We start from the raw sequence: 24,721 nt of genomic DNA on the forward strand, positions 1-24,721 counted from the left end.
CAGCAGTAACTACATTAATGATGCCGATCGCCATGGGGTTGCCCGTTGTGGCAGCCAACGCGGTGCAGGCACCAGTGGGGGAAGGATTTACCATCACCCCCTCAGATCTCTCCTTCATCCTGAAGCAGATCAAGATCGCTGAAGCGCATGTGGCCAATACGACCTCAGCTACCGGCCCTTGCGGCGCGCTGATCGGCACGGGCCCCAACCAGATCCCGAGCCCCTTGGTCTCCGCGGGGCTGCGGACCGTTGACGGGTCATGCAACAACCTGCAGCCGGGCCAGGAAACGTTCGGTGCAGCTGACCAGAAATTCCCACGCCTCACAACGCCGGTGTTCAACGATGCAGACGCTGTTCCTGCCGGCTTCGGCCCTCCCGGCCCGTCTTCCTACAAGCAGAAGAAGGGCAACGTCTTCGACTCCGAGCCCCGCGTGATCAGCAACCTGATCGTGGACCAGACTTCCACCAACCCGGCTGCTCGGGCGGCCGCCGGTTTCCCGGTGAGGACACAGGGCAACACGGGCGTTGAGCCGTGCACCACGGACCCGGTGGGCGCCACCCCAGGCGTCCCCGCAGACTGCGTCCCGTCCCACAGCACGCTGTTTATCGAGAACGTGACCACCGACGTCGGCCTCTCCCCGCCCTACAACTCAATGTTCACCCTGTTCGGCCAGTTCTTCGACCACGGTGTCGATCAGACTGTCAAGAGCGGCGGAACGGTCTACGTTCCGCTGAAGGGCGACGACCCGCTGATCGCAGGTCCGGACCACGTCTTTGGCAACGCGGACGACCTCGACCCGCATATGCGCTTCATGGTCCTCACCCGTGGCCAGAACCAGCCCGGCCCGGACGGCATCCTGGGTGACAAGCCTGACACTCCTGCCGATGAAAGTGCTGACGACATCCAGGACGCGAACAACACGGACTCACCGTGGGTTGACCAGAGCCAGACCTACACGTCGCACGCTTCCCATCAGGTGTTCGTGCGGGAGTACGTCGAGAATGCCGAGGGCAAGCCGGTTTCAACGGGCAAGCTGCTGGGCGGTCCAACCGGCCCGACGGCCGGTGGGATGGCCACCTGGGCTACGACCAAGGAACAGGCCGCGACCAAGCTTGGGCTCAGGCTCGAAGACAAGGACGTCCTGAACGTCCCGATGATCGCCGCGGACCCATACGGCAAGTTCATCCCCGGACCCAACGGCCTGCCGCAGTACGTGACGGCGACGGGGCTGGTCGAGGGACACCTCGACGACCCGTTGACGACAACGGTGGACGAGACCGTACCGGTCCCGGCGAACGTCAAGTACTTTGACACCCCGTTCCTGACCGACATCGCCCACAACGCTGATCCGTCCCCGCAGGATACGGACCACAACCCTGCGACTGCCAAGGTTACGCCGGCTCCGGACGCCGACAACACGGCATCTGCCGACTTCGCCAGCCAGGCCCCCGGCACCTATGACGACGAGATGCTGGACGCGCACTTCATCGCCGGCGACGGCCGCGTCAACGAGAACATCGGCCTGACGGCCATCCACCAGATCTTCCACTCAGAGCACGACCGGCTCGTCGACGACATTGAGCACGTCCTGACGACCGATACTTCCGCCAGCGGCGTCAAGGCCCTGGCAGAGTGGAAGCTGGCCACCGGTGCAGGTAGCGCAAACGGTGGGGATGGCTGGAACGGTGAGCGGCTTTTCCAGGCGGCTCGATTTATCACCGAGATGGAATACCAGCACCTGGTCTTCGAGGAATTCGCCCGCAAGGTGCAGCCGGCGATCAACCCGTTTGAGCCATTTGCTTTCACTCAGACGGAACTCAACCCGGCGGTCAAGGCCGAATTTGCTCACGCCGTGTACCGTTTCGGCCACTCCATGCTGACCGAAACGATCTCGCGCAGGAACGAGGACGGCCCGGGCCTCAACGGAACATTCGGTGATTCCGACGACACCAAGGGCAGCCCGAACGACATCTCGCTGCTCGACGGATTCCTCAACCCGCCGGAGTACACCGACGGCGGCCCTGCCGGGGCGCTGACCTCGGAAGAGGCTGCAGGCAGCATCATCATGGGAATGTCGGACCAGGCCGGTAACGAACTTGATGAGTTCGTGACCGACACGCTCCGCAACAACCTGCTGGGCCTGCCCCTGGACCTTCCAACGATCAACATGACCCGGGCCCGTTCTGAAGGAATCCCGCGGCTGAACGTCCTTCGCCGTGAGCTCTTCAACAAAACGAATGACGGCCAGCTGAAGCCCTACATCAACTGGGTCGACTTCGGCGAGAACCTCAAGCACCCGGAGTCCCTCGTCAACTTCGTCGCGGCGTACGGCCAGCACCCCACAATCCTTAAGGATGCAGGGGCGGACGGCCTCCTTGACACCGCCGACGACGGTCCGGCGACGCTGGAATCGCGTCGGGCAGCTGCACGGGCGATCGTCAATCCCGAACTTGGGGACGTCCCTCCGACCGACGCCGCCGCGTTCATGAACAGCACGGACGCCTGGGCCAACGACGGCGCCAACTCGAAGACCGGCCTCGACAACGTCGATCTCTGGGTCGGCGGCCTCGCGGAACAGACCGTTGTGTTCGGCGGCCTGCTGGGCAGCACGTTCAACTACGTTTTCGAGAACCAGCTGACGGACCTGCAGAACGGCGACCGCCTCTACTACCTGGCGCGCACCCCGGGCATGAACCTGAGGGCTCAGCTGGAGGGCAACTCGTTCGCCGAGATGATGATGCGCAACACCAATGTGCACACCCTGAAGGCCGACGCGTTCGCCACCTCGGACTGCAAGTTTGAGCTGAAGAAGCTGGCAGGCACCACAGCCGGCTTTGCAGCATCCGGCAACGCCGTAGCGGATGACCCGGACTCGGAGTGCAGTGAGGCGGACCTGCTGATCCGCATGCCGGACGGCACGATCAAGTACCGCGCGCGGAACTCCGTCGACCCCTCCGGAATCAACGGACAGAGCGTCTACAACGGCACCGCCGGCGTGGACCGTATCTTCGGCGGCAACGACAGCGACACCTTCTGGGGCGGTGAAGGCAATGACGTCATCGAAGGTGGTGACGGCGCCGACGTCGCGCTCGGTGGAGAAGGCGACGACATCATCACCGACCTCGCCGGTGACGACGTCCCGAAGGGCGGCCCCGGCAATGACGCGATCGACGCCGGTCCCGGCCTGGACATCGTCATGGGTGGCGATGGCAAGGACTTCACGAACGGCGGAGCCAACGCCAACGAGACCTTCGCTGGAGCCGGCGACGACTTCGTCATGCTGGGTCAGAGCCTCGACGCCGCATTCGGTGACAGCGGCGATGACTGGGAAGAAGGCGGCGACCAGCCGGACCTCATGCAGGGGGACAGCGGCAACCTGTTCTTCCTGGATGACTCGCAGAAGCCCGGACACGACATCCTGATCGGCCAGGGCGGTGACGATGACTACGACATGGAGGGCGGCGACGACATCGGCCTCGGCGGACCGGGCATCGAAAAGGTTGCTGGAGCGTCCGGTTACGACTGGGAGATCGGCCTTGGGGATCCCCAGCCGCAGAACCTGGATCTTGACCTCCCGCTTGTTCCGCTTGACATCCTTACTGTTGATGTCCGCGACAAGTTCAACGAAGTTGAGGCCGCCTCTGGCTGGAAGTTCGATGACAAGATCCGTGGAGACGACGTTGTTCCCAGTGCCGTCGGCGGCGGCGGTTTCATCGGCTGCAACGTGCTGGACCAGGAAGGGCTCAACCGCATAACGGGTCTTGACGCTCTGGTTCCAGATCTCGATACGTCCGCGGATGCGGTCATCGCAGCATCCGCTTCCAAGGATTGCCCGCTCCTTACCCCCGGATCCCTGGTTTGGGGAGCCGGCAACGTGCTCCTGGGCGGCGGCGGAAGTGACGAAATCGAAGGCCGCGGAGGCGATGACGTCATCGACGGAGACGCATACCTCAGCGTCCGGCTCAGTGTCCGCACTAACCCCAATGATCCGGCCACCGAGATCGGCAGTGCCGCTGCCGACGGAGCAGGGCAGAGCGCAATGACCAGCCGCTACCTGAAGGATGCCAATGGCAATCTGACGGGCCCGACGCTTCAGGAAGCTGTCTTCGCGGGAACCGTAAACCCGGGCAACATCGTAGCGGTCCGCGAAATCCTCTCCGCCAGCGGTGGCACCGATACGGCGGTGTTCTCCGATATCCGCGCGAATTACACCATCACCGAAGAAGCGAACGGAGTGACCACGGTAAGCCACAACAATGCGGGTCCCGATGGAACGGACACCCTCCGCAACATCGAAACCCTGCGGTTCTCCGACTCTGTGGCTCCCGCAGCCCCGCTCATCGGCGTGGCTTCGGCCGGCAACGGTCAGGCAACGGTGAACTTCACCCCAGGGGCAGGAGGCCTTGCCACCAGCTTCTCGGTAAGGGTGCTGGATGTAACGACCAACGCCGCCGGTGTCCAGGTGGGAGCATTGCGCACGGCACCCGCCGGCGCCACCAGCTTGGTGGTAACTGGATTGGAGAACGGAAGAAAGTTCAAGTTCGAGGTGTCAGCTACCAATGACATCGGAACCAGCCCGTTCTCTGCGCCGTCCAACGTCGTGACTACCGTCGCCCCGGTCGTCGCTGGTGCACCAGTTATCGGCACGGCAACGGCCGGAACGGCCGAGGCCACGGTCAGGTGGACCGCCCCCGCGGCAGTCACCAACGCCACGGCGGTCACGCAGTACCGAGTCCGCGTCTTCGTCGGAGCGGCGGCCACGCCTGCCCGCGAAGTCACGGTCGGCAATGTAACGAGCACGGTGATCACGGGACTGATCAACGGCACCGGCTACACGTTTGATGTCTCGGCAATCAACTCGGCAGGCACGGGAGCACCTTCGGCTCGTAGCGGTCTCGTCACCCCGCGGAGTGAATTCGTGGCCCCGACGATCACTGCCAGGACGCCCGCTCCTGCCGCACGGTCCGTCAGCCAGACGGGCAATCTGACGGCAACGTTCAGTGAAGCAGTGGCAAACGTGGGTAACTCAACATTCGCCGTGCGGCTCGGAACCAACAACACAACGGGGACGCCGCTGGCGGCAGCGGTTACCTACAACGGCACGACCAGGACCGCGACGCTCAATCCGTCCGCAACACTCCTGCCCGACCGTACCTACACGGCAGCTATTTCCAACATCCGTGATGCTGCGGGCAACACAGTGGCGCCGACCACCTGGACGTTTACGACCGGGCCAGCTCCAACGCTGACCTCGATCTTCCGGGGAGCCGGGGCCACGGGGCAGGCACGGAACGGCAACCTGACGGCGTTCTTCAGCGAAAACATCACCGGATACAACTCCACGACTGTTCGGCTGACTCGAGTGTCCAACGGGGCGGTATTCCCGGCGACGATGATCTTCAACCCGAACAACCGGGGACTGACCATCAACCCGTCCGGAACACTGCTGGCCAACACGCAGTACCGGGTCACGGTTACCGGTGGGACATCGGCAGTACGTGACCTCGCCGGGAATCCGTTTGTTACACGGTCCTGGACGTTCACCACGGGAACCGGCTTGTAACCCAGCAATACCAGAGCTGGCGGCCGGCAAGGCCGCCAGCTCGTACCCAAGGACCCACGCCCGGCCCTCCACCACACCGCGCAGCCGCAGCGCGGAGGAGGGCCGGGCGTGGTTTGCGTGCCGACCGTCTCAGTATTCGGGACAAATGTGGCCGTCCACTGGATGGACACTATTCTTGATAGGTCTGTTTCCATCCCCTATCAGGACTGTGGACTTCCAATGAACCTTTTCCGGACCAAATCCATCGAGCAGTCAATTGCCGACGCCGATGAGCCCGGACGCAAGCTGAAGCGCTCCCTGAGCACGTGGGACCTCATGATCATGGGTGTCGCTGTTGCTGTAGGCGCCGGCATCTTCTCCGTGGGCGCCAAGGCCGCCGCCAACTTCGCCGGCCCCGCCGTCACCATCTCCTTCCTGGTCGCCGCGGTCACATGTGCCCTGGCGATCATGTGCTACGCCGAATTTGCCACCGCCATCCCCGTGGCCGGCTCGGCCTACGTTTTCACCTACGCCACCATGGGCGAGATTTTGGCCTGGATTATCGGCTGGAACCTCATCCTGGAGCTTTTCACCGCGGCTGCCGTTATCGCCAAGTACTGGGGCATCTACCTCAGCAAGGTCTTCGCCCTCATGGGCGTCGAAATGCCGCCTGCCATCTCGATCGGCGGCGTTGACCTGTACTGGGGCGCCTTCCTCATCGTGGCCGTCTTCACCGTGCTGCTGGTGCTTGGAACCAAGCTGTCCGCCCGCGTGGGCAACATCTTCACGCTGATCAAGATCGCCGTGGTGGTGTTCGTGATCATCGTGGGCTTCAGCTACGTGAAGTTCTCCAACTACACCCCCTTCGTCCCGGCCTCTGAGCCCACGGCCAACGCCGGTGCGGCCGACGTTCTGAAGCAGTCGTTCTTCGGCTTCCTCACCGGTGCTGCCCCCGCGCAGTACGGCACCATGGGCATCTTCGCCGGCGCCGCGCTGGTGTTCTTCGCCTTCATTGGCTTCGACGTAGTGGCCACCTCCGCAGAAGAGGTGAAGAACCCGCAGAAGACGCTGCCCCGCGGCATCTTCGGCGGGCTGGCCCTAGTGACGCTGCTGTACATCCTTGTGTCCCTCGCCCTGACCGGCATGGTCTCTTACACGCAGCTCGCCGAGGCGGAAAGCCCCACACTCACCACGGCCTTTGAAGCTGTCGGCAACACCGACGCCGCGAAGGTGATCGCCTTCGGCTCGCTCGTGGGCCTGACCACTGTGATCATGGTGCTGCTCATGGGCCTGGCCCGCGTGGTGCTGGCCATGAGCCGCGACGGCCTGCTGCCCCGCTCCCTGTCCAAGACCAGCGAAAAGCGTTCGACGCCGGTCCGCCTGCAGATCATCTGCGGCGCTGCCGTTGCCCTGGTTGCCGGACTTACCAACGTGGACCTGCTCGAGGAAATGATCAACATCGGCACGCTGTCCGCGTTCGTGATGGTCAGCCTGGGCATCCTGGTGCTGCGCAAGAAGCGCCCCGACCTGAAGCCGGCCTTCCGGGTCCCGTTTGGCAAGGTGCTCCCCGTCGTATCCGCAGTGCTGTGCCTGTACCTGATGACCAACCTCGCCGTGGAGACCTGGATCTTCTTCGGCATCTGGCTGCTGCTGGGCATTGCCATCTACTTCGCGTACGGGCAGCGCCACTCCCGCCTCAACGAGAAGTTCGCCGGCGCCAAAGGAGCTGTGGACGGCCCTGTAGGCGGCCTTGGCGACCGGGATGACGACGACGAGCTGAGCAAGGTTTAGCGCCAGCACGGACCGGGCCGTCACTGGTTCCGCTGGGCTGCCGCCCCCTGATGCCGTCAGGGGGCGGCGTGCCTTCCCACCCAGTCGACCAGCGGACGGAGCTGTTCCCACCGGGCGGCGATCTCCCTTTCCGCTTCCGATGACCTGAGCCAGTCCGGCTCGCCCAGCGCAACACCTGCGGACAGCGACTTGTGCTTGAGCAACTCGGCGCGCGGGTGGTCCTTCGGGAAGCCCCGCGGCACCGTCTTTAGCTTTTCGCCTTCGACGGCGAAGCCGGCTGCTGCGACGGCGTCCACGATGTGCTGCAGCTGTCCGCCGCTGCCAGCTGCGTCCACCGAGTTCCGGTATCGGACCAGCTGCGCGGGAGAATGTGAGTGGTAGCCGCCGCCGAGGAGCAGGCCGTCCGCGCTGATCTGCAGGTAGAACCCCACGCCTTCCTGGTATGAGGCGAAAGCGCCCTGGGCCGTCTTGTACGGGGATTTATCCTGGGAGAAGCGGATGTCCCGGTTGGGCCGGAACATTTTCCCCGGTCCAAAGCGGGGTTCAAGTGCGGCCAGCAGTGCGGCCAGAGGCTCTTTCACGGACTCCCGGTACACCTCTAAGTGGGCCTGCCACCACTCCCGGCTGTTGTTCTCTTCCAGCTCAGCATAAAACTCAGCTGCTGCTGCCGGAATGCCCTCGAATGTGCTCATGAATGAAGCCTAAGGAAGCTGTCCGGCCCAGGCTACGGGCACGTTGCCCATGTGGAAAACTTGCCGGCAAACCGGCTTAACCTAGCTCACTTCGCCAATCTGTCCAGCAACAGCGGCGCCAGGAGCTCGCTGTACTCCCGGTTGAGGTGGTTGGCGTCGAAGTAGACATTGACGCCGCCAACAACCGTATAGCACTTGCGCGGATCGCAGAAGTAGTCGGTCAGGTCCACAAGCTGGACGTCGCGGTTGTACGTAGACTTGGCTGCCGTTGTTAGCGGATCCTCCGGCTGGGCAAGGGCACGATCCACGGCACACGCCGCCGGGTCCTGGACATGCAGATTAGTACAGTCGGGCTGCCGCACCGCCTGGTTAAGCGGCGGGTCTGCCAGGACATAGACCTTGGACCCTGCATCGGTCCACCGCTGCCAGGTCTTCTGCAGGCCCGCGGAGAACTGTTCGGACACCGGACGGCCTGAGCCGTCGTCAACGGATTGCTTCCTCGCAAACATGGACGTGAAAACCGCCGCGGGCCGGTCTGCAGCTACGGCGTCCGTTACTCTTTTCGCCCAGTCCATGCAGGTCCGGGTGGAGTTCTGGTCGACGTTGTCTGCATAGCCCGTGAATCTGACGTCCGCCACAGGACATCCTCCCAGCAGGGCTGTATGGACGATCCAGCCTCGTTGCTTGGCCGCCGCGAAGACCGCCGCCTGCCACTGCTGCGCGTGGGAATCGCCCACCAGCCAGACAGTTTCGGCATCGCGCTTCCCGCCGGAAAAGTCGCAACGCTGGTGCGTCCTGGTCTCAGCGGCCTTCAACTCGTCGTCTGGGCGGTCGCATGTTGGAGGAGTTTTCCAGTACTCATTGGCATCTGACATCACGGGGGCAGCTGACGGTCCGAACGGATCGGCGCAGTCGGCACCGGCGAGCAGTGCCAGCGGTCCGTGGCAAGGCTGCAGGGCGGCGGCTGCGGCGGCCTGTTCCGCTGCCTCGCGACGAACTTCCCTGACCTGCAGCTGAAGGCCGGCCAGCCCTGCAACAAGGGCCATGCCGACGGCCATCGCGACGAAAGTCCGGCGCGCTGACGCGTTGAGATAAACGGATGACTGGCCGCGGTCCTCGACATACGCCTTCGTGAGAGCTGCCAGGACAACGGCGAGAAGGACTATTCCGATTCTGTCGAAGGTGCCCAGGGCGCGCCCCAAGGCGAACGGGGCAATGACGATGAGCGGCCAGTGCCAGAGGTACAGCGAATATGAGATGTTGCCGAGGTACTGCAGCGGAAGCATGCTGATTAGCGGCTTGAAGGCCGGTCTGCGGTTATCGTTCCCGGCAAAGATGACCATCACCGTGCCCAGGACGGGAACGAGGGCGAGGAATCCGGGGAATGGCGTCCCGTCGTTGAAGGCAAGGGCCGAGCACGCGATCAGTACGAACCCGGCGGGCCCGACCCCCTTCATGGCCGGCGACGGCAGCCTGTGCCGGCCGAGTGCCAGGGCGGTCAGCGCACCCGCGCCGAACTCCCAGGCCCGGACCGGTGTCACGAAATACGCCTGGTTCGGCGAGAACTCCGTCGTGAGCACCGAGGCCACTAGCCCGAGTGCCGTCACTGCGGCTATTCCGGCGAACACTACGGCGATTGCCGGTCTGTTGCGGCGGCCGGCCAGCCAAAACAAGGCAATGAGCAGAAGCGGCCAGATGAGGTAGAACTGCTCCTCGACGGAGAGCGACCAGAAGTGCTGGGCCACCGTTGCTGATGACGTTGACGCCGAGTAATCGACGGATTTGGCCGCCAGCACCCAGTTTTCCGCATACAGGGCGCTGGCGAGGATTTCTCGTGCTGTGTCTTCCCAGCGCGAGAAGGGCAGCCACACCATGGCGGCGAGGAGCGACACGGTCAGGACCAGGAAGGCCGCCGGAAGCAGTCGCCGGATCCTGCGGGCATAGAACGAAGCCAGGCGGATCCGGCCGGTTGCCAGGAGTTCCTTCAGCAGGTGCGAGGTAATCAGGAACCCGGAGATCACGAAGAAGACGTCAACCCCGACGTAGCCTCCGGTTAGTTCCTTGGGCCACAGGTGGTTCAGGACGACCAAGGACACGGCAAGGGCGCGCAGCGCCTGGATGTCAGGCCGGAACGACGGTCTGCGCCGGAGCCCTGCACCCGCGACTGTCCCGGCCGCAGCCCCACCCCGCGCCTGCTGGACGATGCTCATGAGTTCCTTTTTGCCGAGGGTAGGACGGAAAGTGCCTTGCTGATTTTGCCATGCCGTCCGGTTCTGCCGAAGTTGGGGCAGGGCACGGCGTAACGGAGGGCCCGCCTAGGGGAACACCGCCGGACGCAGGGAACCCCGCCGCGGCTGTGAACGGGTCACTGTGCCGCGGCGGGGTTCCTGTTGCTATCTGGTGCTGTTAGCCGATCTTGTTGGCGGCTTCGGCCTCGGAGAGGGGAGCTGCGCCGAGGTTGGCGCGAAGCTTCGCTCCGAGTTCGGCGTCAACGTTGGTCCAGTACTGGATGGCGCGTTCCTTGATGCCGGGGCTCTTGACGCCGCCCACGGCACCGGTGATGGTGTCCAGGAAGCGGGCCTTTTCGGCGTCGTTGTAAACCTCGCGGTACAGCGCGCCGGCCTGGACGAAGTCGCTGTCCTCGGCGTGCAGGGAGTGCGCAGCGTGCGTCAGCTCGCCGTCGTTCTCCCAGCCGCCGGCCGGGCTCTGCGGCTCAACGGCGGCGGGGCCGCCGAACGTGTTCGGTGCGTAGACCGGAACCGAAGGAGCGTTGAACAGGAAGCGTCCCGCGCCGTCCTGGCTGTAGTTGTTGGCCTGGCTCTTGGGCTGGTTCACCGGGATCTGGGCGTGGTTGGTGCCCACGCGGTAGCGGTGTGCGTCCGCGTAGGAGAAGATCCGGGCCTGGAGCATCTTGTCCGGGGACGCGGCGATGCCGGGCACGAAGTTCGACGGCGCGAAGGTGGCCTGCTCGATCTGCGCGAAGTAGTTCTCCGGGTTTCGGTTCAGCTCCATGGTGCCGACCTTGATCAGCGGGTAGTCCGCGTGCGGCCAGACCTTGGTCAGGTCGAACGGGTTGAAGCGGTAGGTCTTTGCGTCCTCGTACGGCATGACCTGGACGTGCAGGTCCCACGACGGGAGGTTGCCGGCTTCGATGTTCTCGTGCAGGTCGCGGATGTAGAAGTCCGCGTCCGAGCCGGCGAGGGCTTCGGCTTCTTCCCCCGTGATGGACTTGACGCCCTGGTTGGACTTGAAGTGGTACTTGACCCAGAACCGCTCGCCCTCGGCGTTGATCCACTGGTAGGTGTGCGAGCCGTAGCCCTGCATTTCGCGCCAGGACGCGGGCAGGCCGCGGTCACCCATCAGCCAGGTGACCTGGTGTGCGGACTCGGGGGAGAGGGTCCAGAAGTCCCACTGCATGTCGGCATCGCGCAGGTGCGATCCGGGCAGGCGCTTCTGGGAGTGGATGAAGTCCGGGAACTTGATGCCGTCGCGGATGAAGAACACCGGGGTGTTGTTGCCAACGAGGTCGTAGTTGCCCTCGGAGGTGTAGAACTTCACCGCGAAACCGCGGGGGTCCCGCCAGGTGTCGGGGGAGCCGCTCTCGCCGGCGACGGAGGAGAAACGGATCAGCATCTCGGTCTCCACGCCCGGCTGCAGGAACGCGGCCTTGGTGTACTTGGAGATGTCCTCGGTGGTCTTGAACGTGCCGAACGCACCGCCGCCCTTGGCGTGCACCACACGCTCCGGAACCCGCTCGCGGTTGAACTGGGCGAGCTTCTCCACCAGGTAGTGGTCCGTGAGGATGATCGCGCCGTCGGCGCCGACAGCCTTGGAATGGGCATCGGACGTCACCGGGGCGCCGGACTGCGTGGTGGACACGGCAGGCGCAGAGATGTTCGAAGTCATCTTTCTCCTATTAGTTGGTTTTCGACTTTGTCGATTATTTGTCAGTTACGTTTGAAGCAAGTTTTTGGGTCCGCTGGCACTCTCCGCAGATCCCCTGGTACATGACATCCGCGATCTGGATGGTCATGGGGTGGGAATCCTCGCTCCAGTGCGGGGTCAGGCACGGGGCATGGCCGACAGCGCAGTCGACGTCCTCCACCCGGCCGCAGCTGATGCAGATCGCGTGGTGGTGGTTGTCGCCCACTCGCGTCTCATACAGCGCCGGGGAATGCGGAGGTTCGAATCTGCGCAGCATCTGCAGGTCCGTCAGATCACCCAGCACCACGTACACGGACTGCGCCGTCAGTTCCGGCAGTTCCTCGCGGGCGGCCGCCAGGATATTTTCCGCCGGGGAGTGCGGGTGATGCTCGACGGCGGCCAGCACCGCCAGCCGCTGCTTGGTCACCCGGCGGCCGTGGGCGCGCAGGGCCGCGGCCCATGCTTCGTGGCTTTCCGGGTGATCGGTCATGACTCCATTGAAACACTTATTTTGACTAGATCACAATAAGGTGGGACTAAGTTTCTGATGGGATTAGAGTTGCCGGGTGGGAAAACTTCTGGCCGACATCACGCCGCTGCGCGAGAGCCCGGATTTCCGGCGGCTCTGGCTGGGCTCGGCGGTCTCGAACGTGGGCAGCCAGCTCACCCTCGTGGCGGTGGGCCTGGAAGTGTACCGGCTGACCCAGGACAGCCTGTACGTCGGGCTGCTCAGCATCTTTGCCCTGGTGCCGCTGGTGGTGGGCGGCCTCCTGGGCGGGTCCATCGCCGACTCCCATGACCGCCGGACAGTGGCGCTTTTATCGTCCGCCGTGCTGTGGCTGACCACCGGCGGGCTCGCCCTCCAGGCCTGGCTGCAGGTGGGCAATGTGTGGCTGCTGTACGCCCTCGTGGCCGTGCAAAGCGGGGCGCAGGCGATCAACCAGCCTGCCCGCAGCGCCATCATTCCCGCGCTGTTGCGGAAAGAGCTCCTGCCGGCCGCCAACGCACTCAGCATGATCACCATTGGCCTGTCCATGACGGCCGGGCCGCTGTTGGCCGGTGTCCTGGTAGCCAGCGTCGGCTTCGGCTGGACGTACACGCTGGATGTTGTCAGTTTCATCTTTGCCTTCTGGGCCCTGCTGAAGCTTCCACCCATGCCGCCGGGCGAGAAAGCGGGGCGGGCCGGAATGCGGTCCGTGGTGGAGGGCTTCCGGTTCCTGGGCACGCGGCCCAACCTGCGGATGACCTTCATCCTCGACCTCATCGCGATGATCCTGGCCCAGCCGCGTGCACTGCTGCCGGCCATCGGCGCCCTCATGATCGGCGGCGGGGAAACCACAGTGGGCATCCTGCTGGCGGCCGTGGCGGTGGGCGCCTTCCTCGCCGGGCTCTTTTCCGGTCCGCTGGGTGCCGTCCGGCGGCAGGGGACAGCTGTGGTGTGGTCCGTCATGGGCTGGGGTGCCTCGTTTGCGGCGTTCGGACTCGTGGTGGTGCTGGCCGGGCGGTCCGGCTCCGGCGGCGTTACCTTCTGGCTGATCCCGGCAGCCCTCTGCTGCGCCCTGGCGGGCATTGCCGACTCGGTGAGTGCCGTATTCCGCACCACCATCCTGCAGGCTGCGACCCCGGACTACCTTCGCGGGCGACTGCAGGGGGTTTTCATTGTGGTGGTGGCCGGCGGGCCGCGCCTGGGCGACATGCTGGCAGGCGGCGGCACTAAAATTCTTAGTGAGGGCTGGGTCCTGCTGCTCGGCGGCATCCTGTGCATCGTGGTGGCCTGGATAGTGGCGCGGTGGCAATCCGGCTTCCTCGAGTACGACGCGCGGAATCCCGTTCCGTAGCGGCCGTGCCGGTTCCGACTTCTGAGCTGTGGAGGCAGATGTGCACAATCACCACAACGGACTGAAAACGGCGGCGCTGTTCGGCGTGCTGTGGGCGATCCTGTTGGGCCTGGGTGCCCTGATTGCCGCCAATACCCGCAGCTCCGCCCCGATCCTGATCATGGCGCTGATCGGCGTGGGGACCACGGCCTACGGCTACTGGAACAGCGACAAGATCGCGCTCCGCTCCATGCAGGCGTACCCCGTCTCCGAAGCCCAGGCGCCGCAGCTGTACCAGATGGTCCGTGAGCTCTCCGCCCGCGCCAGCCAGCCGATGCCGCGGATTTACGTCTCGCCCACCATGGCGCCCAACGCCTTCGCCACCGGGCGGAACCCGCAAAACGCTGCAGTCTGCTGCACGGAGGGGATCCTGCAGCTCCTCACCCCGCGGGAACTGCGCGGCGTCCTCGGCCACGAGCTCATGCACGTCTACAACCGCGACATCCTGACCTCGTCCGTCGCGGCGGCGGTGGCCGGCGTCATCACCTCGGTGGGGCAGATGCTGCTGTTCTTTGGCGGTGGGGACAGGCGCAACTCGAACCCGCTGGCCCTCATTGCCATGGCCCTGTTGGCACCGGTGGCCGCTTCGCTGATCCAGGTGGCCATCTCCCGGACCAGGGAGTACGACGCCGACGAGGACGGTTCGCAGCTCACCGGCGATCCGCTGGCACTCGCCTCCGCCCTGCGTAAGATCCACCAGGGCGTCCAGGTCGCACCGCTGCCGCAGGACCAGCGGCTGGTCAACGCCTCGCACCTGATGATCGCCAATCCGTTCCGAGGCGGCGGGCTCAGCAAGCTCTTCGCGACGCACCCGCCGATGCAGGACCGCATCAGCCGCCTGGAGCGGATGGCGGGCCGGCCGCTCAGCTGAGCACCGCCGTCGTACGTCCTTTGTCGCCTGATACGGTTCGCCTCGTCAAGCCAGCGTGCGGGCGTAGCAGACGGACAGCGGCGCGCCGGCGTAGGGCCCGAAGTTGTCGATCAGGCGGTAGCCCTCACGCTCATAGAAGCGGATGGCATCGGGCTGGGCTGTGCCGGTTTCCAGCTTGAGCTCGGTCAGGCCCAGGCGGGCGGCCTCGGCTTCCAAGCTCCGCAGAACTGCCGTGGCCGCGCCGCTTCCGCGGTGGCCGGGCAGCACGAACATCCTCTTGATCTCAGCGGACGCGGCGTCGAGCCGGCGAAGTGCGCCGCAGGCAACGGCTGCCCCCTCGTGGTTCCGGGCCACCAGGAACAGGGTGATGTCCCCGGCGCTGGGCGCGGAACCCGGCTCGTGGTCGTCGCTGCCGTAGCGGGCATCCAGTTCAGCCCGCTGCATGGCGCGGAGCCTGACGCCGTCCTCGGCGTCCCACGGCTCGGGACTGACCGCGAAGCTCATGTCCTGTCCTTTCGTGGCTCGGCCCACGTCGGTTGTCGCAGGATGCACAAACGGGCCGGGGACATGCGGTGGGCGTGTCCCCGGCCCGTTGACGTTTTCTTAGCTGCGGAAGTTAACGAACTGAAGGTCGGCCTCGTCGAAGTCCTTCAGGAGGGCCATGGTGGCTTGCAGGTCGTCGCGGGACTTGGAGGTGACGCGGAGTTCGTCGCCCTGGATCTGGGACTTGACGGATTTCGGGGCCTCGTCGCGGATGAGCTTGTTGATCTTCTTGGCGAGGTCCTGCGCGATGCCTTCCTTGATGGAGGCCTCCAGCCGGTACTCCTTGCCCGACGCGTACGGTTCGCCGGTGTCCAGTGACTTGAGTGAGATGCCGCGGCGGATGAGCTTGGACTGCAGCACGTCCAGCACGGCCAGGACGCGCTCCTCGGAGTTCGCCTTCATTAGGATCTTCTCGCCGCTGAAATCTACCTCGGCGCCGACGCCCTTGAAGTCGTACCGCTGGGCGAGTTCTTTCTGCGCCTGGTTCAGCGCGTTGGCCACCTCCTGCTTGTCTACCTTGCTTACGACGTCGAATGTGGACTCGCCTGCCATGACTCTCCTTTGCTGGTGCCTGCGTCGCCCGGGCGTTGAGGCTCCGGGCAGGGTGCGGATATCTGGCTTCCAGCGTAGTACGGATGGCGGGGAAGTGAACGTGGGCAGCATTCACAGTTCACTCATAGCCAAGTCATGGCGGGAACGAAGTTTTGGCGCCCAGAGTTGTAGCAGTTGGAAGCCGCTCGGAAGGAAAGCAATGTCCCACAAGGCCGTCCGCTACGTCACCAGGTCCACGGCCGCAGCCGCCGGAACCATCGCCACTGCCGCGTCGTCCGTGGCCGCCGCCGCAGTGGCCGCGTCGATCATCCTCAGCCCCGTCGCCGATGCCTCAACCCGGCTGGAGGGAGTGCAGGCGGATCTCCAGCGGGCGGTGCAGCTCAACCAGATCACCGAGGAGCAGGCCCTGCGGTTCGAGGCAAAGCTGGCGGGTCGGATCCTCGGTGAAGCCTGATTTTCTGCGGATTTCCGGCTGCGGATCCCCGATTTTATTCTTCGGCAGAAGTTCTGTAAGGTTGTCTTGCCGCGGTGATGGAAACAAAGCCGTGGTGATCTTCTTTTGAAGTTCGGCAGATTACCCGAGCGGCCAAAGGGGGCTGACTGTAAATCAGCTGGCAACGCCTACGGGGGTTCGAATCCCTCATCTGCCACATTGGAAAGACCTCCGGAACCTACTGGTTCCGGGGGTCTTTTGCTTATCCGGCTCTGGCCCCAGGCCGGGCCTACCGCTCACTGGATACTCAGCCCTGCCTCAATTACGGGGCTAGGTCGCGCCGGAGTTCGGCGATCTCGCGCCGGAGGGCGGCCACCTCGGCGGCCAGTTCACCCACCTCCGTCAGTACCGGCTGTTCTGCCGATTCGGCAGCTGCCACAGATGTCTCTTCGACCCGCTGGACCAGCCACGAGGCAATGGAGGCCGTCACCACGCCCAGGACCGCGATGCCGCTCATCATCAGCGCCGCCGCGACCATGCGGCCCAGGGGAGTGACCGGGTACATGTCGCCGTAGCCCACGGTGGTGATGGTGGCCACGGCCCACCACACAGCGTCGCCGAAGGTAAGGATCTTGGCGTCGGGAGCCGACTGCTCGACGTCGAGCACGGCCAGGGCACCCACGAACACCAGCAGGGCAGCGGAAGCGGCCACGTAGGTGACCACCCCTGCCGCGCAGTGTTTCACCCACTGTCCGGTGAAGCACCGACAGCAGGGTCACCAGGCGGAGCAGCCGAAGCGGGCGGAAGAACGGCAGGGCGACGATCAGCAGCTCGTGCAGGTTGCGGACAAACCAGCGCCTGCGGTCCTCGGCCAGCCAGAGGTTGGCCGCGTAGTCCAGCGCGAAAACGCCCCAGGTGAGCCACAGGGTGGCCTCGAGCCACTCGGCTCCCCGCCCCTCCGTCCTGCCGACCACCTGCCACGCGTACGCCGCCAGGAACACAATGGCCGTCCCCATCAGTGGCCATTCGGCAAGGTCCCGGTAGCGTTGCTGCGTCATGGCCACGATCTTACGGGCGGCCTTGCGTGCAGGCCCCGTTAGTCCGCCCGGGATCCCGTCGGTGTCCGGGCCGGGCTTCGTACCCCGGTCACCGGTCAGTTCAGCGCGATGACGATCATCTGGGTGGTGCCCGGAATGCACGTTTGCAGGACCGCCCGTGGGAACCCGCCGAACACCGCAGCGACGTCGTTGGTGGTGCCTGGGTTCGGCACCTGCCCGCGGGCCGAGACCGTGTAGGAGCCGTAGCCCGGGATGTCGACGCGTTCACCGACGCTGATTCCTGAGAACCGCGCCCAGCCGCCGCAGAAGTCGTGCTCGGTGATGAAGAGCGAGTATCCGTCAGTTGGCGTGAAATGTATGGGGCCGATGCAGCTGTCCACCATCGCCTGGCCGCCGGCGCCAGCCACGTAGATGGTCCGCACCGCTGGAGCCGGGGCCGGGGCCGGGGCCGGTACCGGGGCGGCTACCGGCGCTTGGGCAGGCGCGGGCGCTGGGGCCGGAGCGGGAGCCGGTGCCGGTACGGCCACCGCGGGTCCGCTGAGCTTGAGCGTCTGACCCGGGAAAATGACGGAGCTCGGTGCAAGGCCGTTGGCTGACAGCACACCGCCGGTGCTGACATTGAAGCGCGCCGCAATTGAACCGACTGTGTCACCGGCAACCACCCGGTACGTGGTGGGCTTGGGCACAGGGGCGGGCGCAACGTTGCGGACCGTTGTGGTTTTCGGTGCCGTTGCCGGTTTCGGTGCCGGCGCCTTGGCGGTAGTTGGTGCCTTGACCGATGCCTTGACCGATGCCTTGACGGGTGCTTTCGCGGGTGCCTTGGCAACTGGCGCCACGGCAGGGGACTTGACAACCGGCGCCACAGCAGGCGCAGCGGCGGGCGCCGCGGGCGGCGTGTCAGTGGCAGGTGCCGCGGCTTCTGCTGCCGACGGAGCGGGGGCGGGCAACTGTTCGACGGCGGCGGGTTGGCCTACGGCGGCAGCCGGGCTTCCGGCGTCGGACGCCACCAGCGCGTTGACGCCGGCCGACGCCGCCAGCAGGGCAGCGGCCACCGCAGCCGAGATGAGCAGCACGCGGGCGCCGGACTTGCCGTCCAGCGATCCATGCCGCCCCGGGGTTGGCCTGACGAAGCTCGGGGGCCCCGACGGCGGGCGCTGCGGATCGTCTTCGTGGCTAGGGGTGTTCTGGGGAACTGGCGTCTCCTGCAGGTTCATGGCGGACCTTTGCTTCGGCGCAGGCGGCTGTCCGGGTGCGCGGCGGACGGTAACGCGCAGACACAGGAGGCGCTGGGGCCCACGGGGGCGGAAGCACGGCATATGGGGCGCATGACCGCTATTCATGAGTGGTGCACGCTGCTCGCGAACGTGCCGGCCCCAGCCTGATTCGAGTATGGAACCACCGCACAGGCACTGCACGAGTAGGGAATACCTGTTTTTCCGGGAGCGGGCACTTGTTTCCCGCAGGTTTTTCCGCGCTATCCGGCGTTGCCCGTGCGCCGTGGCCGCCCAAGCGGGCATTGGGCTGAGCGGCAACAGCGGGCGCAGAATATTCCCGGTGACGCGGGGAGCGAACAAGCGACCGGGCCGCGGGACTTACGGACACGGCTCGCGTACGGTTGAACCATGGCTACCGTTGACATCACAGGTGAACAGTTCGCATCGACCATCGAGGGCAACGACATTGTCCTGGTGGACTTCTGGGCTGAATGGTGTGGCCCGTGCCGTCAGTTCGCCCCCACGTACTCCGCGGTTTCGGAAAAGCACCCGGACGTCGTTTTCGCGAAAGTGGACACCGAAGCCGAGCAGCAGCTGGCAGCGGAGGCGGGCATTTCCTCGATCCCCACGCTGATGGCGTTCCGCGAGAAGGTGCTGGTCTTCTCACAGCCCGGCGCGCTCGGTGCCCCGCAGCTCGAACAGGTCATTGACGCCGTCAAGGCGCTCGACATGGAGGAAGTCCACGCCCATGTGGCCCGCTCCCAGGCCGAAGCAGCTGCGGCCGCAGGCAACAGCCCCGGCAAGAGCGCCGGGCCCCAGGATGGCTCGCAGATCCCCGACTTCTAAGGGATCCGGACCTCTAAGATCACCATAAACAGCAGCTAAGATCACCATAAACAGCAGCGCGGGGTCACTTAGCGCCCAATAACCACGTGGTATTGGGCGCGGAGTGACCCCGCGTTGCTTTGGTATGTGAGGACTAGAGGCGTTCCACCTGGGCAGGTTCGGCCAGGAGGGCGCTGAGGGACTCGTTCAGGTCCTGCAGGGCGATGCCCTTGGAGTGCGCGTCGAGGGCCTCTTCCGATTCCCACCGCTCGGTCAGGACCAGCTTCTCCTCCGTCGCCTCGGTGAGCTCGTAGCGGATGCAGCCAGGCTCGTTGACTACCTCGTCAATGGCGATTTCGAGGGCGAGCTTCACGCGGAAGAACTCGCCGTCGTTGGGGATGAACGTGGCCTGCAGGTCGATGGGTGCACTCATGGATTTCACAATACCGGCTTGATAGCGTGCCATCATGCGCGCTTACACCGCCGGGGACGCGGACGTCCCCCTGCTCGAGGAAACCATCGGCGAGAACTTTGAGCGCGTGGTCGCGCAGTTTCCCCTGCATGACGCACTGATCGAGGCTGCCGCCGTGCCGGGCGCGGACGCCCGCCGCTGGAGCTACACCAAACTGAACGACGACGTCGACCGCCTGGCCCGGGCGCTCCTCGCCCTTGGCATCGCGAAGGGGGAGCGGGTCGGCATCTGGAGCCCTAACTGCGCGGAATGGACCGTCCTGCAGTACGCGACGGCGAAGATCGGTGCGGTCCTGGTCAACGTGAATCCTTCCTACCGCAGCCACGAACTGGAGTTCGTGGTGAAGCAGAACGGCATGCGGATGCTGGTCACGGCGCCGTCGGACCGGAACAGCGACTACGTGGGGATGGCGCGCCAAGCGCTCGCCGGATGCCCGGACCTCCGTGAGCTCGTGTTCCTGCCGGACTTCGAATTGGACGGGCTCGACGCCGGCGTCCCCCTGGGTGAGCAGGAGTTCACGTACGCCGAGCTGCTCAAGCGGGCGGACGCCGTCGGGCATTCAGAGCTGAAGGCCCGCATGGCGGGCCTCGATCCGCACGATCCGATCAACCTGCAGTACACCTCCGGAACCACGGGCTTTCCCAAGGGCGCCACGCTGACGCACCACAACATCCTCAACAACGGGTATTCCATCGGCGAGCTGCTGGGGTACACCGACCATGACCGGGTGGTGATTCCGGTGCCGTTCTACCACTGCTTCGGGATGGTGATCGGCAACCTGAACGCGCTGAGCCACGGCGCCGCCACGATCATCCCGGGGCGCGGGTTCACGCCGGCCGCCGCGCTGGAGGCGGTGCAGGACTTCGGCGGCACGGCCCTGTATGGGGTTCCCACCATGTTCATCGCCGAACTCGCGCTGCCTGACTTCGCCTCGTACGACCTCTCCACCCTCCGCACCGGGGTGATGGCCGGTTCGCTGTGCCCCATCGAGGTGATGAACCGCGTGATTTCCGAGATGAACATGAAGGACGTGGCCATCTGCTACGGCATGACCGAGACGTCGCCCGTGTCCACCATGACCCGCGACGGCGACACGCTGCAGCAGCGGACGGAAACCGTGGGGCGCACCATGCCGCGGCTGGAAAACAAGATCGTGGACCCGGCCGGGGAAGTTGTGGAGCGCGGCGAGATCGGTGAACTGTGCACCCGGGGCTACGCCGTCATGCAGGGGTACTGGAACCAGCCGGACAAGACAGCGGAGGCCATCGACGCGGACGGCTGGATGCACACCGGCGACCTGGCGCGCATGGATGACGGTGGGTACGTGGTGATCGAAGGCCGGATGAAGGACACGGTGATCCGCGGCGGCGAAAACATCTACCCGCGCGAGATCGAGGAGTACCTCTACACGCATCCGTCCATCCAGGACGTGCAGGTGATCGGGGTGCCCGACGCCAGGTACGGCGAGGAGCTCATGGCCTGCATCATCCTCAAGCCTGGCGCCGAACCGCTGGATGCGGCCGCGGTGGCCGAGTTCTGCCGCGGCAAGCTGGCGCACTACAAGGTGCCCCGCTACGTCGATGTGCGCGACAGCTTCCCCATGACGGTGTCCGGGAAGGTCCGCAAGGTGGAGATGCGCGAGGAAGCCGTTGCCCGGCTGGGCCTCTGAAACAACTCAACCCACGCGGGGGGGCCCTGAAAACCAACGCGGGGTCACATAGCGCCCAATGGGAGGTGTTTATTGGGCGCTACCTGACCCCGCGTTGCTGGTTGCAGCGGTGGGGCTGTGGATAACTCCGAAGGGCGCCCTTCGAGCAGCCACAATAATTCCCATGGCCCGGACAACGCCCCTCCCCGATACCCTGCACCGCTCGCCGTTTACGGTGTACGAGTCGAGGGCGCTGGGCGTTCCGGCGAAACGGCTCCGCGCCAAAGACTTGGCCGACGGTGGCCGTCTCATCTACCTGCCGCAGGGCCGGGACCTCGACCTGCGGGAACGGGCCAGGGTCTTGGCGGCGGCGACGCCAGGAGCTTGGGTGTCGCATCAGACCGCCGCTGAGCTTACACCCCTGGGGCTTCCGCCCTGGATGGGCGGGGACCCTGTCCACCTGAGCAAGCCGCATGAGCTTCCGAGGGTTCGGCGCGCCGGAGTGGTCGGCCACCGCGTCCATATGGTTCCGGGCGAAATTGGGGAGTGCGGCGGTATTCCCATTTCCCTGCCGCCGCGGACCTGGCTGGATCTCGCGGCCGTGTTGCCCCTGAAGTACGTCATTGCCATGGGGGACCAGCTGATCCGGATTCCGAGGCTTCAGTTTGAAGGCCGGACGGAGCCGTATGCCTACAAGGAGGGGCTACGCCTGCTCATAAGGCAGCACCCCAACATGAAGGGTGTTGAGAAGGCAAGGCTGGCCCTGGACGAAATGCGGGTCGGCGCCGACTCCTACCCGGAAACTTTCCTCCGACTGGCGATGGTGGATTCGCACCTGCCGGAGCCGGAACTGCAGGTGTGCCTGGATCCCTACGATCCCTGGTCGCCCACCGCCGACCTCGGGTACCGGCGTTTCCGGATCGCACTGCAGTACGACGGCGAGCATCATCTTTCGCGTGGACAGCAGTCACGCGACAACCGGCGGGACGAGGCTTTCACCAGCTCGGGCTGGTCCTACTTCAAGGTCAACGCCGACGATATGGACGAGGGATTCCGAGGCGTGATCGGCCGGATCAAGAGGGCCAAGCGCCGCGCCGCCTGAAGCAACGCGGGGTCACCTGATGCCCCATGAAGGCAGGAGATTGGGCGCGAAGTGACCCCGCGTTGCGGTTAGTGGTCAGATGTCAGTGGCTGCGGTGGTCCTGGATGGTCATGCGCGGACCGAACGTGGGTTTGCGGAAGCCGCTGAGTCCGAGCATGCGGACCACGCGCTGCCGGTGCCCCGTCCACGGTGCCAGCAGGGCCAGCATGCCGGCGTCGTCAGTGCGCCGCCCGGTCAGCGCCGCGCCCACATAGGCGGCCAGATGGTAGTCGCCCACCGCGATTGAGTCGGGGCAGCCGTGCGTCCGCTGCACCACCTCGGCCGCTGTCCAGACTCCGATACCCGGGATGGTCTGCATCTTGGCTGCTGCCTCCGCCGCCGGGAGGGGCGCCAGACGTTCAAGGGCGACGGCGGACCGCAGGGCGCGCATGACAGTCGCCGAGCGCTGCGGACCGACTCCTGCCTTGTGCCACTCCCAGGACGGAATGTGGAGCCACCCCTCGGCGGTGGGCCGGACCAGGAGTCCGGGAGGCGCAACCGTGCCGCTGCCGGGCGCGGGGGTTCCGTGCCGGTACATCAGGTAGCGGAAACCCCGCCGCGCCTCAATGACCGTGACCTTCTGCTCCAGAATGGTGGGCACGAGGGAATCAACCATCCGCCCGGTGGACGGGAGGCGGACGTCCAGGTTCCGGCGTCGGGCCTCACGGACCATGTGGGGGAGCGTGGCGGTGAATGAAGGCTCGTCAAACGCCGACCAGTCGTCACCGGCGCCGAGGAGCCGGGGAACGCCGGCGAGGGCAGCGCCGGAACCGGGACCCCAGGCCTGGGCATCGACGTATGGCTCCAGGGCAGTGCCAGCAACGGTGAGCCGCAGCGTGACGGGGCCATCAGGCGTCGCGAACGCCATCCACAGCCCGTCCGGCCGCGAGGAAAAGGAGGGGTCGCCGTTGCCGCGCATCAGGATGCCCAGGGTCCGCTGCAGGTTGTACGGGCCGCCGGGATGCCACCTGAGGGACGCGTCCGCCGCGGCTGCCAGCCGGGCAGGGGCGTCAGCAATGGTCATGTCATCATCGTCCCACGCCGTACCGACAAACCCGTTGCCGTGGCCGCCGGCCGGGTATTCCCGGGCCCTTAACCCGGGGCGGTGCCAGGACTACAATCCCCAGTGAGGCGCGGGTCCGCCGTGTCCCTTCCTTCGAGTTGCAGGAGCTGGCAATGGGTGGCGTGGTGCATTTCGAAATCCCCGCGGACGACCAGGACCGGGCGAGAAACTTCTACAATCAGGCCCTCGGCTGGCGGATCGACCCCATGCCGGAGATGGACTACAACGTGGTGATCACCACGCCGATGGACGAAAAGACCGGCAGGCCCACGGAGCCGGGCGCCATCAACGGCGGCATGATGGCACGGGAGGGTGAGCTGACCACACCGGTGATCACGGTGGACGTTGAGGACATTGACGCGACGCTGCGCACGGTTGAGCAGCTGGGCGGTTCGGTGGTCAAGCCCAAGGAGACCATCCCGGGCATGGGCCATTACGCCTACTTCAAGGACACCGAGGGCAACATCCTGGGGCTGTGGGAGAACCTCCCGGCTGATGCCGGCGGGGCTTCCGGCTAACCCAGTCGCCAGCCGGGGCTACTCCTCGCCGAAGCGGCCGCGGGCCTCCACCGGGATCAGGGGCTGCTGGGCGCGGATCCTGAGCTCCTGCACCGCCCAGGTGTTGCCGTCCGGGTCGCTGAACCCGAAGAAGGTTCCGCCGTCGCGCTCATCGAAAACGGTGACCTCGCTCGCCTCAACCCCGCGGCTGAGCAGCTCGTCGCGCGCCGCCCGGGCATCGGCCACCACCAGCTGCAGGCCCCGCATGGAGCCCGGCGCCATCTCATTCTGCGACGGCAGGTCGCCGATCACTATCGAACACCCGGAACCGGGAGGCGTCAGCTGGACCACGTGCAGGTGCTCGTTCTGCGTGTCGTGGTCCAGGTTGAAGCCCACCTTGTCCCGGTAAAACTCCACGGCCCGGCCGATGTCGCTCACGGGCAGCACAACCACTTCGAGGGTCCAGTCCACGCACGGTTCCTTCCAACGGCACTGATGTCGGCACCCGGCCGTGGGCGCCGTAGCCAGCTTGCCCTGCCCGGACAGGCCTTGGCTAGTACTTCGGCTGGTACTTCGG

Annotated in this window: 19 protein-coding genes, 1 tRNA gene and 1 pseudogene; 10 read left to right on the forward strand and 11 right to left on the reverse strand. The window is 65.5% G+C overall.

Annotated elements, in window-relative coordinates; all coding sequences use genetic code 11:
- Positions 1-17 precede the first annotated feature (17 nt).
- On the forward strand, positions 18-5,564 hold the full coding sequence (locus DBZ45_RS17380; protein WP_223257141.1) for a peroxidase family protein: 5,547 nt from the start codon (positions 18-20) through the stop codon (positions 5,562-5,564).
- A gap of 219 nt (positions 5,565-5,783) precedes the next feature.
- Positions 5,784-7,334 (forward strand): amino acid permease, encoded by a 1,551-nt coding sequence (locus tag DBZ45_RS17385; RefSeq protein WP_111905109.1) that lies wholly within the window; start codon positions 5,784-5,786, stop codon positions 7,332-7,334.
- Between the two features lie 56 nt (positions 7,335-7,390).
- Here the strand turns inward: DBZ45_RS17385 and DBZ45_RS17390 are convergent, their stop codons facing one another.
- From DBZ45_RS17390 to DBZ45_RS17405, 4 genes are all read right to left on the reverse strand, one after another.
- A complete protein-coding gene (locus DBZ45_RS17390; protein WP_111905110.1) occupies positions 7,391-8,026 on the reverse strand; it encodes a DUF2461 domain-containing protein in 636 nt (211 codons plus the stop codon).
- 86 nt (positions 8,027-8,112) lie between these two features.
- On the reverse strand, positions 8,113-10,236 hold the full coding sequence (locus tag DBZ45_RS17395; RefSeq protein ID WP_111905111.1) for an acyltransferase family protein: 2,124 nt from the start codon (positions 10,234-10,236) through the stop codon (positions 8,113-8,115).
- Positions 10,237-10,432: 196 nt separating this feature from the next.
- Positions 10,433-11,932 (reverse strand): catalase, encoded by a 1,500-nt coding sequence (locus DBZ45_RS17400; protein ID WP_111905112.1) that lies wholly within the window; start codon positions 11,930-11,932, stop codon positions 10,433-10,435.
- A 34-nt stretch (positions 11,933-11,966) separates the two neighbouring features.
- Positions 11,967-12,440 carry a Fur family transcriptional regulator gene (locus DBZ45_RS17405; RefSeq protein WP_111905113.1) on the reverse strand — a complete coding sequence of 158 codons (474 nt, stop codon included), beginning with the start codon at positions 12,438-12,440 and terminating at the stop codon, positions 11,967-11,969.
- 76 nt (positions 12,441-12,516) lie between these two features.
- Between DBZ45_RS17405 and DBZ45_RS17410 the strand changes: the two genes are divergently transcribed.
- Positions 12,517-13,788 (forward strand): MFS transporter, encoded by a 1,272-nt coding sequence (locus tag DBZ45_RS17410; protein ID WP_111905114.1) that lies wholly within the window; start codon positions 12,517-12,519, stop codon positions 13,786-13,788.
- A gap of 40 nt (positions 13,789-13,828) precedes the next feature.
- Positions 13,829-14,698 (forward strand): zinc metalloprotease HtpX, encoded by an 870-nt coding sequence (gene htpX, locus DBZ45_RS17415; RefSeq protein ID WP_111905115.1) that lies wholly within the window; start codon positions 13,829-13,831, stop codon positions 14,696-14,698.
- Positions 14,699-14,743: 45 nt separating this feature from the next.
- Here the strand turns inward: htpX and DBZ45_RS17420 are convergent, their stop codons facing one another.
- Together DBZ45_RS17420 and DBZ45_RS17425 are read right to left on the reverse strand one after the other, a co-directional pair.
- Entirely contained in the window at positions 14,744-15,202 is a 459-nt protein-coding gene (locus DBZ45_RS17420) for a GNAT family N-acetyltransferase (protein ID WP_111905116.1), read from the reverse strand.
- Between the two features lie 99 nt (positions 15,203-15,301).
- Complete coding sequence (locus DBZ45_RS17425) at positions 15,302-15,793, reverse strand: YajQ family cyclic di-GMP-binding protein (protein ID WP_003804256.1); 492 nt, start codon at positions 15,791-15,793, stop codon at positions 15,302-15,304.
- Positions 15,794-15,992: 199 nt separating this feature from the next.
- Here DBZ45_RS17425 and DBZ45_RS17430 point away from each other — a divergent pair, with 199 nt between their 5' ends.
- Positions 15,993-16,247 carry a hypothetical protein gene (locus tag DBZ45_RS17430; protein WP_102973875.1) on the forward strand — a complete coding sequence of 85 codons (255 nt, stop codon included), beginning with the start codon at positions 15,993-15,995 and terminating at the stop codon, positions 16,245-16,247.
- A gap of 114 nt (positions 16,248-16,361) precedes the next feature.
- Positions 16,362-16,443: transfer RNA gene (locus DBZ45_RS17435), tRNA-Tyr, on the forward strand.
- A 105-nt stretch (positions 16,444-16,548) separates the two neighbouring features.
- Here DBZ45_RS17435 and DBZ45_RS17440 read toward each other — a convergent pair.
- Positions 16,549-17,284, reverse strand: a pseudogene (locus DBZ45_RS17440) (potassium channel family protein).
- Between the two features lie 95 nt (positions 17,285-17,379).
- Positions 17,380-18,498: a LysM peptidoglycan-binding domain-containing protein gene (locus tag DBZ45_RS17445; protein WP_111905117.1), complete on the reverse strand. Its 1,119-nt coding sequence runs from the start codon at positions 18,496-18,498 to the stop codon at positions 17,380-17,382.
- A gap of 408 nt (positions 18,499-18,906) precedes the next feature.
- On the opposite strand from DBZ45_RS17445, the gene DBZ45_RS17450 reads away from it, so the two are divergent.
- Positions 18,907-19,344, forward strand: a complete 438-nt coding sequence (locus tag DBZ45_RS17450) for a thioredoxin family protein (RefSeq protein WP_111905118.1) — start codon at positions 18,907-18,909, stop codon at positions 19,342-19,344.
- Positions 19,345-19,477: 133 nt separating this feature from the next.
- On the opposite strand, the gene DBZ45_RS17455 is transcribed toward DBZ45_RS17450, so the two are convergent.
- Positions 19,478-19,756: a putative quinol monooxygenase gene (locus DBZ45_RS17455; protein ID WP_111905119.1), complete on the reverse strand. Its 279-nt coding sequence runs from the start codon at positions 19,754-19,756 to the stop codon at positions 19,478-19,480.
- Between the two features lie 34 nt (positions 19,757-19,790).
- On the opposite strand from DBZ45_RS17455, the gene DBZ45_RS17460 reads away from it, so the two are divergent.
- Positions 19,791-21,464 (forward strand): AMP-binding protein, encoded by a 1,674-nt coding sequence (locus tag DBZ45_RS17460; RefSeq protein ID WP_111905120.1) that lies wholly within the window; start codon positions 19,791-19,793, stop codon positions 21,462-21,464.
- 163 nt (positions 21,465-21,627) lie between these two features.
- Entirely contained in the window at positions 21,628-22,545 is a 918-nt protein-coding gene (locus DBZ45_RS17465) for a hypothetical protein (protein WP_111905121.1), read from the forward strand.
- An 82-nt stretch (positions 22,546-22,627) separates the two neighbouring features.
- On the opposite strand, the gene DBZ45_RS17470 is transcribed toward DBZ45_RS17465, so the two are convergent.
- Positions 22,628-23,608: a DNA-3-methyladenine glycosylase family protein gene (locus DBZ45_RS17470; RefSeq protein WP_111905122.1), complete on the reverse strand. Its 981-nt coding sequence runs from the start codon at positions 23,606-23,608 to the stop codon at positions 22,628-22,630.
- Positions 23,609-23,760: 152 nt separating this feature from the next.
- Here DBZ45_RS17470 and DBZ45_RS17475 point away from each other — a divergent pair, with 152 nt between their 5' ends.
- Positions 23,761-24,165 (forward strand): VOC family protein, encoded by a 405-nt coding sequence (locus DBZ45_RS17475; RefSeq protein ID WP_102973882.1) that lies wholly within the window; start codon positions 23,761-23,763, stop codon positions 24,163-24,165.
- An 18-nt stretch (positions 24,166-24,183) separates the two neighbouring features.
- On the opposite strand, the gene DBZ45_RS17480 is transcribed toward DBZ45_RS17475, so the two are convergent.
- Positions 24,184-24,615, reverse strand: a complete 432-nt coding sequence (locus tag DBZ45_RS17480) for a VOC family protein (RefSeq protein ID WP_111905123.1) — start codon at positions 24,613-24,615, stop codon at positions 24,184-24,186.
- Positions 24,616-24,721 lie beyond the last annotated feature (106 nt).

The sequence above is a fragment of the Arthrobacter globiformis genome, from assembly GCF_003261175.1.
Classification (GTDB): Bacteria; Actinomycetota; Actinomycetes; order Actinomycetales; family Micrococcaceae; genus Arthrobacter; species Arthrobacter globiformis_A.

Excerpts from the sequence above, each read along its gene's own strand:
- DBZ45_RS17430 (WP_102973875.1), top strand. The coding sequence starts at position 15,993 with ATGTCCCACAAGGCCGTCCGCTACGTCACCAGGTCCACGGCCGCAGCC.
- DBZ45_RS17450 (WP_111905118.1), top strand. The coding sequence starts at position 18,907 with ATGGCTACCGTTGACATCACAGGTGAACAGTTCGCATCGACCATCGAG.
- DBZ45_RS17400 (WP_111905112.1), bottom strand. The coding sequence starts at position 11,932 with ATGACTTCGAACATCTCTGCGCCTGCCGTGTCCACCACGCAGTCCGGC.
- DBZ45_RS17395 (WP_111905111.1), bottom strand. The coding sequence starts at position 10,236 with ATGAGCATCGTCCAGCAGGCGCGGGGTGGGGCTGCGGCCGGGACAGTC.
- DBZ45_RS17405 (WP_111905113.1), bottom strand. The coding sequence starts at position 12,440 with ATGACCGATCACCCGGAAAGCCACGAAGCATGGGCCGCGGCCCTGCGC.
- DBZ45_RS17460 (WP_111905120.1), top strand. The coding sequence starts at position 19,791 with ATGCGCGCTTACACCGCCGGGGACGCGGACGTCCCCCTGCTCGAGGAA.
- DBZ45_RS17425 (WP_003804256.1), bottom strand. The coding sequence starts at position 15,793 with ATGGCAGGCGAGTCCACATTCGACGTCGTAAGCAAGGTAGACAAGCAG.
- DBZ45_RS17475 (WP_102973882.1), top strand. The coding sequence starts at position 23,761 with ATGGGTGGCGTGGTGCATTTCGAAATCCCCGCGGACGACCAGGACCGG.
- DBZ45_RS17470 (WP_111905122.1), bottom strand. The coding sequence starts at position 23,608 with ATGACCATTGCTGACGCCCCTGCCCGGCTGGCAGCCGCGGCGGACGCG.
- DBZ45_RS17390 (WP_111905110.1), bottom strand. The coding sequence starts at position 8,026 with ATGAGCACATTCGAGGGCATTCCGGCAGCAGCAGCTGAGTTTTATGCT.
- DBZ45_RS17455 (WP_111905119.1), bottom strand. The coding sequence starts at position 19,756 with ATGAGTGCACCCATCGACCTGCAGGCCACGTTCATCCCCAACGACGGC.
- DBZ45_RS17385 (WP_111905109.1), top strand. The coding sequence starts at position 5,784 with ATGAACCTTTTCCGGACCAAATCCATCGAGCAGTCAATTGCCGACGCC.
- DBZ45_RS17380 (WP_223257141.1), top strand. The coding sequence starts at position 18 with ATGATGCCGATCGCCATGGGGTTGCCCGTTGTGGCAGCCAACGCGGTG.
- DBZ45_RS17465 (WP_111905121.1), top strand. The coding sequence starts at position 21,628 with ATGGCCCGGACAACGCCCCTCCCCGATACCCTGCACCGCTCGCCGTTT.
- DBZ45_RS17420 (WP_111905116.1), bottom strand. The coding sequence starts at position 15,202 with ATGAGCTTCGCGGTCAGTCCCGAGCCGTGGGACGCCGAGGACGGCGTC.
- DBZ45_RS17445 (WP_111905117.1), bottom strand. The coding sequence starts at position 18,498 with ATGAACCTGCAGGAGACGCCAGTTCCCCAGAACACCCCTAGCCACGAA.